Raw genomic sequence first — 7,388 nt, 5'->3', positions numbered from 1 at the left:
GGAAATGAGCCATTGTGATGTTGTTTTGTTGCTCATAATCATCACCAAATGGAGGTCAATAAAAAGACTAAATCACTATACTACAAAATGCCTTTTGGGATAGTCTCTTAGTCGTAAATCGAATAAAGTATATTGGCGTTATCGGCATCCCATCACAGGGAAGTATCACTCTCTGGGTGATAACGAACAAGAAGCAAAAGAAATTGCCATTGAGGCTAATAGCCGACTAGCTGAACAACGCAGTCGGCAGGTTATGGCTATTAGTGATCGTGTTGCCAAAATCAAAGGCAAGGAAATTACTGTCAATACATGGTTAGATAGGTACTGGACAATACAGGAAGAACGTTTAGAAACTGGTGATATCAAGCTCAATACGTTTAAGCAGAAGCGAAAACCAGTAGATTTAATGCGGCAGTCTCTAGCAATGAAACCACTGCCAGCCGTAGATGCCAGAGATATAGCTGAAATACTGGACCAATATAAAACCGCTGGACAGCCTCGCATGGCTCAAGTTGTCCGTTCTGTTTTAATCGACGTATTCAAAGAAGCACAGCATGCTGGAGAAGTCCCTCCTGGATACAACCCGGCGCTAGCAACCAAGCAACCTAAACGCAGGATTACCCGCCAACGTTTAAACCTTGATGAATGGAAAAAGATATTTGAGGTTGCGGACTCTCATCATCGTTACATGGGGAATGCAATGTTATTGGCTATAGTAACGGGTCAACGTTTAGGGGATATATCTGAAATGAAATTCAGTGATATCTGGGATGAGCATCTGCACGTTATTCAAGAAAAAACAGGCTCAAGATTAGCTATTCCTCTTTCATTAAGGTGTAATGCTTTAAATATCTCTCTTAAGGAGGTCATTTCCAGATGTAGAGATCGCGTGGTTAGCCCATATTTAATCCATTATTTTCATACCACATCGCAATCTAAACGAGGTGGAAAAGTAACAGCAAACACACTGACAACAAATTTTAAAAAAGCAAGGGATAAAACCGATATTGATTGGGGCGAAGGAACACCAGCAACTTTCCATGAACAGCGTTCGTTATCTGAGCGCCTTTATCGTAAACAGGGTATCAATACGAAAGATTTACTAGGGCATAAAAGCCAAAAGCAAACTGATAAATACCACGATGATCGTGGCAAAGACTGGATAAAGATTGTCATTTAACTTACTCAAAACTTGGCAGGTTTTGATAACTTTTTGATAACCGTTCCGGGCGTGATAATAAAAAAACGGGAACCCTTAAGCCCCCGTTATCAATTCAGTTAAGCAATCAATTACATATGAGAAATGATTGCGTCACCGAATTCGCTACATTTCAGTAACTTAGCGCCATCCATCAGGCGTTCGAAATCGTAAGTCACGGTCTTGGCTGCGATCGCGCCTTCCATTCCTTTAACGATTAAGTCTGCAGCTTCGAACCATCCCATGTGGCGTAGCATCATTTCAGCAGAAAGGATCACAGAGCCCGGGTTGACTTTATCCTGGCCCGCATATTTAGGTGCTGTGCCGTGCGTCGCTTCAAACAATGCACACTCATCACCAATATTGGCGCCAGGAGCGATACCAATACCACCCACTTGTGCCGCTAATGCATCAGAAATGTAATCACCATTCAGGTTCATACATGCAATCACATCATATTCTGCTGGGCGCAGCAGGATCTGTTGCAAGAAAGCATCAGCGATAACATCTTTGATGATGATCTCTTTTCCGTTTTTCGGATTCTTGATCTTAACCCATGGGCCACCATCCAGCAGTTCTCCGCCGAATTCGGTACGAGCCAGCTCATAACCCCAGTCTTTAAAGGCACCTTCAGTGAACTTCATGATGTTGCCTTTGTGAACCAGTGTCACTGATTCACAATCATTATCAATGGCATATTCAATTGCAGCACGTACCAAACGTTTAGTCCCTTCTTCTGAGCAAGGTTTCACGCCGATACCACACTGTTGAGGGAAACGGATTTTGCTGACACCCATTTCATCCTGCAGGAATTTGATGACTTTGTCCGCTTCCGCTGAACCCGCTTTCCACTCAATGCCAGCATAAATATCTTCGGCGTTCTCACGGAAAATGACCATATCAGTCAGTTCAGGCTGCTTAACAGGGCTTGGCGTACCTTGATAGTAACGAACTGGACGCAAGCAAACATACAGATCCAATTGCTGGCGCAGGGCGACGTTCAGAGAACGAATACCGCCACCGACTGGTGTCGTCAGAGGGCCTTTGATGGCAACGCGGTATTCACGGATCAGATCAAGTGTTTCATCCGGTAGCCACACATCTTTGCCATAGATTTGGGTGGATTTCTCACCCGTATAGATTTCCATCCAAGAAACTTTGCGCTCACCGCTATAAGCTTTCTGAACTGCTGCATCAACAACTTTCAGCATGACCGGCGTAACATCAACACCAATGCCATCCCCTTCGATGTAAGGGATTACTGGGTTATTCGGAACATTTAATTTACCTTTGGCATCAATGGTAATTTTGTTACCTTCCGCCGGAACAACTACTTTGCTTTCCATTAACCTCTCCTTTCAAATAAGCGCAATGCCTTGTTAATTTTTTGTAAGGGACGTGTCAATACTACTTGAATATTCTGCAAACGCCAATGGTCACAGATTTAAGGTATAATACGCCTCCAAATTTTTTACGATGGCTTATCATGACAAATATCTCTTTTAAAAAACGCAAACTTAACCGATTCAGCCAAAGAAAAAATGACAGTTCTATAAAAAAATTAACAGCTCCCAGACGGGTCTTGGTTTTTAACAAACCTTATGATGTTCTTCCTCAGTTTACTGATGATATGGGAAGAACAACGCTGAAAAATTTTATTCCATTTACGGATGTGTATGCCGCAGGTCGTCTGGATCGCGATAGTGAAGGTCTGCTCGTTTTGACCAATGATGGGAAGTTGCAGGCTAAATTGACGCAACCACATAAGAAAACAGCTAAAATTTATTATGTTCAGGTTGAAGGAATTCCTGATGACACTGCCCTGAACAAGTTGCGCCGTGGTATTACGCTAAAAGATGGCCCGACTCTGCCAGCAGGTGCTGAGCTCGTCGAAGAGCCCAGTTGGCTCTGGGAGAGAGTTCCCCCTATCCGCGAGCGAAAAAGCATTCCGGTCAGTTGGCTCAAAATTACCTTATATGAGGGCCGTAACCGCCAAGTACGCAGAATGACGGCTCATGTTGGTTTTCCTACATTGCGTTTAATCCGATTTAGTATGGGATCAATACAGTTGGGAAATCTATCCCCGGGAGAATGGAGAGAAATCGATTTTGTTTAGCCCACATGTCACTGTTGCCTGCATTGTGCATGCAGAAAATAAATTTTTGGTTGTCGAAGAAATTATCAATGGCAAATCGCTCTGGAACCAGCCTGCGGGCCATCTGGAAGCAGATGAAACGTTACTGGCAGCCGCTGAGCGTGAGTTATGGGAAGAGACAGGCATTCGTGCCCGGCCACAATCCTTCTTGAAACTGCATCAATGGGTAGCCCCCGACGGAACTCCATTTATCCGTTTTCTGTTTTTGATTGAACTGGAAACTATCATGGACACTAAACCACAAGATAAAGATATCCACTGTTGTCATTGGTTAAGTGCAGAAGAAATTCTCAACAGTTCACAACTGCGCTCACCGCTGGTTGCTGAGAGTATCCGTTGCTATCAGGAGCAAAAAACGTATCCGCTCTCGATACTGGATTGTTATGGTTCAACTTTCACAAGTTGATTCTTTCACTTGTCATTTGATGTAAATGGCACATCAAGCAAAAAGAGTATGAAGACGCTTGGTGCACCTTAGCAACCAACGTGCTAAAGTATTGCGTTTGTTTTTTTCCGCAGTGAGATATATTCCATGTCAGATAACAGCCAGAAAAAAGTCATTGTCGGCATGTCCGGCGGTGTTGATTCATCAGTTTCCGCCTACCTTCTGCAACAGCAGGGCTATCAGGTAGCAGGGCTGTTCATGAAAAACTGGGAAGAAGACGATGGCGAAGAGTATTGCTCTGCTGCTGCCGATCTTGCCGATGCCCAAGCGGTTTGTGACAAATTGGGCATTGAATTGCATACCATCAATTTTGCAGCCGAATATTGGGATAATGTGTTTGAACATTTTCTTGCTGAATATAAAGCGGGCAGAACACCCAACCCAGATATTCTCTGCAATAAAGAAATAAAATTTAAAGCATTCCTGGAGTTTGCCGCTGAAGATCTAGGGGCTGATTACATCGCAACGGGGCATTATGTCCGTCGTCGGGATGTAGACGGTGTCAGTCAATTACTCCGTGGCTTGGATGGCAATAAAGACCAAAGCTATTTCCTGTACACCTTAAGCCACCAGCAGGTTGCCAAAAGCCTGTTCCCCGTAGGGGAATTAGAAAAACCTGAAGTACGCCGCATTGCTGAAGAAATCGGGTTGATTACCGCTAAGAAAAAAGACTCAACCGGTATTTGCTTTATTGGTGAGCGTAAATTCCGTGATTTTCTGGGGCGTTACCTGCCAGCCCAACCCGGCCCAATTGTGACCGTGGATGGCGAAACTATCGGCCAACATACTGGCTTGATGTACCACACGCTCGGTCAGCGCAAAGGATTGGGTATTGGCGGAACCAAAGATGGCAGCGAAGATCCATGGTATGTTGTCGATAAAGATGTCGAAAACAATGCCCTGATTGTTGCCCAAGGCCACGAGCACCCCCGGCTGATGTCTGTGGGCTTAATTGCACAACAGCTTCATTGGGTTGATCGCCAGCCATTGAAAACAGAAATTCGTTGTGTAGTGAAAACTCGCTACCGTCAGCAGGATATCCCCTGCACTATTGTTCCCCTGAACGAAGATAAAATCGAAGTTCGTTTTGACAGCCCTGTTGCCGCTGTCACACCCGGCCAATCGGCCGTATTTTATCAAGATGAGATCTGTCTCGGTGGCGGTGTGATTGAACAACGTATACAGGAGTAATTGTGGCTAAAAATTATTACGATATTACACTGGCCCTGGCAGGTATCTGCCAGTCAAGCCGCCTGGTACAAGCACTGGCCCACGAAGGCCAGTGTGATACTGATGGCTTTGAAATGATGACCAACAGTATTTTAAATATGAATCCGTCATCCACACTGGATGTTTTTGGCAATGATGCCTGCAACCTGCGCATTGGCCTTGAAGCGGTACTGGGGATGTTCAATGGATCGCACGGTGGCATTTCTGCTGAACTGATGCGCTATGTGCTGAGCTTAATGGCTCTGGAGCGAAAACTGCGCAAAAACCCATCTGCGGCCAATGAGCTGGCAAATCGCATTAACCAGCTGGAGCGTCAACAAGCCTATTTTGAGCCTATGTCAGAGGGGATGTTAAACGCCCTTGCGGGGATTTATATTGATGTTATCAGTCCGCTGGGAGCACGTATTCAAGTCATGGGTTCACCTGACGTATTACGCAATACATTAATTCAGGCAAAAGTTAGAGCTGCATTGCTGGCGGGGATCCGCAGCGCGGTTTTGTGGCAACAGGTCGGCGGCAGTCGCTTGCAGATCATGTTTTCTCGCCAACGTCTGGTTAACCAAGCCAAAGACATTCTTGCTCATTGCTAGGGCACGTTTGTGACATATAGATTGTTAAATAAAATTGTTAATGAAAACCGGGAGTTGCTACCAATGGAATTATCCTCACTGACCGCTGTTTCACCCATTGATGGCCGTTACGGCGATAAAGTCAGCACATTGCGCGCTATTTTTAGTGAGTTTGGCTTACTGAAATTTCGTGTGCAAGTCGAAATACGTTGGCTGCAAAAACTGGCCGCTACAACTGAAATTCAAGAAGTTCCTGCTTTTGATGCAAACGCAAACGCTTACCTTGATGAGATTATTCAAAATTTCAGCGAACAAGATGCGTTACGCATTAAAGAGATTGAACGCACAACCAATCATGATGTTAAAGCTGTTGAATATTTTCTGAAAGAAAAAGTTGAACATATCCCTGCTCTGCATCAAGTTGCAGAATTTATTCACTTTGCCTGCACATCAGAAGACATCAATAACTTGTCACATGCCCTGATGCTCAAAACCGCCCGTGAGGAAGTTCTGCTGCCTCAATGGCGTCAGTTGATTAATACCATCACGCGCATGGCACATGACTATCGCGATCTTCCTTTACTGTCTCGTACACATGGGCAACCAGCCACGCCTTCTACTATCGGCAAGGAATTGGCGAATGTGGCTTACCGTATGGAACGTCAATTCCGTCAGCTTGGTCAAATAGACATTCTGGGCAAAATCAATGGGGCTGTCGGCAATTACAATGCTCACTTGTCAGCTTACCCACAAGTTGACTGGCATCAATTCAGCGAATCATTCGTCACTTCATTGGGCATTCAGTGGAACCCGTATACCACACAGATAGAACCCCATGATTATATTGCAGAATTATTCGATTGCGTTGCACGTTTCAATACAATCCTGCTCGATTTTGATCGCGATATTTGGGGTTACATCGCCCTGAACCACTTCAAGCAAAAAACCATTGCCGGTGAAATTGGTTCTTCCACCATGCCACACAAAGTCAATCCTATTGATTTCGAAAACTCTGAAGGCAATCTGGGATTGGCGAACGCAGTTCTGGGCCACCTTGCCAGCAAACTTCCTGTTTCGCGCTGGCAGCGGGATCTCACGGATTCAACCGTTCTGCGTAATTTAGGAGTCGGTCTGGGATATGCTCTGATTGCTTATCAATCCACAATGAAAGGGTTGAACAAGCTGGAGGTTAATGAACAGCACCTGCTGGATGAACTGGATCGCAACTGGGAAGTTTTGGCTGAGCCAATCCAAACTGTAATGCGTCGTTATGGTATTGAAAAACCATATGAAAAGCTAAAAGAGCTGACCCGTGGTAAACGTGTTGATGCAGAGGGCATGAAAACATTCATTGACAGCCTCGAATTACCTGAGGAGGAAAAAGAACGTCTCAAGACCATGACACCAGCAAATTACATCGGTTACGCGACTTCATTGGTTGATAACCTGAAATAATCTCACTGTTTGATGAGTTTCAAGCCATTGCCAACAAATCCGTGGTTTGAAAAACAGTAGTTATCTTCATGTATATGAACGGGATATTTCCCGTTCATATATCAATATCTCTTCCCATTACTTTTTACTTTGCCAGCCATCAGTTGTAAATCAACTGGTCACAGCTCCCCTTCCTACTTCTTTTTTTACCCTTTTTAAAGCGGCTATAAGCATTTGCTTTTTTTTAACCGAATTATCAACAACATTGTTGAGTCATAAATAATTACTTGAATAATTACATAAATAGCATAGATGAAAATACATCCAACAAAACAACTGGTTGCATGAATATTATTT

General features: G+C 44.3%; 6 protein-coding genes and 1 pseudogene. 6 read left to right on the top strand and 1 reads right to left on the bottom strand.

The genetic code is table 11. The features are described 5' to 3' along the window. Positions 1 to 109 precede the first annotated feature (109 nt). Positions 110 to 1,180 (top strand): annotated as a pseudogene (locus tag FE392_RS00355) (site-specific integrase); the annotation flags it as partial. 110 nt (positions 1,181 to 1,290) lie between these two features. On the opposite strand, the gene icd reads toward FE392_RS00355, so the two are convergent. Beyond that, entirely contained in the window at positions 1,291 to 2,544 is a 1,254-nt protein-coding gene (gene icd, locus FE392_RS00350; protein ID WP_319928252.1) for an NADP-dependent isocitrate dehydrogenase, read from the bottom strand. 140 nt (positions 2,545 to 2,684) lie between these two features. Here icd and rluE point away from each other — a divergent pair, with 140 nt between their 5' ends. The 5 genes from rluE to purB all read left to right on the top strand — a co-directional run bounded on the left by rluE (position 2,685) and on the right by purB (position 7,052). Beyond that, positions 2,685 to 3,314 (top strand): 23S rRNA pseudouridine(2457) synthase RluE, encoded by a 630-nt coding sequence (rluE, locus tag FE392_RS00345; protein ID WP_319928251.1) that lies wholly within the window; start codon positions 2,685 to 2,687, stop codon positions 3,312 to 3,314. After that, complete coding sequence (locus FE392_RS00340; RefSeq protein ID WP_319928250.1) at positions 3,307 to 3,759, top strand: NUDIX hydrolase; 453 nt, start codon at positions 3,307 to 3,309, stop codon at positions 3,757 to 3,759. The genes rluE and FE392_RS00340 overlap by 8 nt, the downstream gene beginning before the upstream one ends. 126 nt (positions 3,760 to 3,885) lie before the next feature. After that, the gene (gene mnmA, locus FE392_RS00335) at positions 3,886 to 4,989 is read left to right on the top strand and encodes a tRNA 2-thiouridine(34) synthase MnmA (RefSeq protein ID WP_319928249.1); all 1,104 of its coding nucleotides are present in this window, start codon (positions 3,886 to 3,888) and stop codon (positions 4,987 to 4,989) included. Positions 4,990 to 4,991: 2 nt separating this feature from the next. Continuing rightward, positions 4,992 to 5,618 carry a high frequency lysogenization protein HflD gene (hflD, locus tag FE392_RS00330; RefSeq protein ID WP_319928248.1) on the top strand — a complete coding sequence of 209 codons (627 nt, stop codon included), beginning with the start codon at positions 4,992 to 4,994 and terminating at the stop codon, positions 5,616 to 5,618. A 63-nt stretch (positions 5,619 to 5,681) separates the two neighbouring features. After that, positions 5,682 to 7,052 (top strand): adenylosuccinate lyase, encoded by a 1,371-nt coding sequence (gene purB / locus FE392_RS00325; protein WP_319928247.1) that lies wholly within the window; start codon positions 5,682 to 5,684, stop codon positions 7,050 to 7,052. The last annotated feature ends 336 nt before the right edge of the window (positions 7,053 to 7,388 follow it).

The sequence above is a fragment of the Xenorhabdus santafensis genome (assembly GCF_033949405.1).
GTDB lineage: Bacteria > Pseudomonadota > Gammaproteobacteria > Enterobacterales > Enterobacteriaceae > Xenorhabdus > Xenorhabdus santafensis.
The sequence above is the reverse complement of the archived record's forward strand: the minus strand, read 5'-3'. Positions and strand labels throughout refer to the sequence as shown.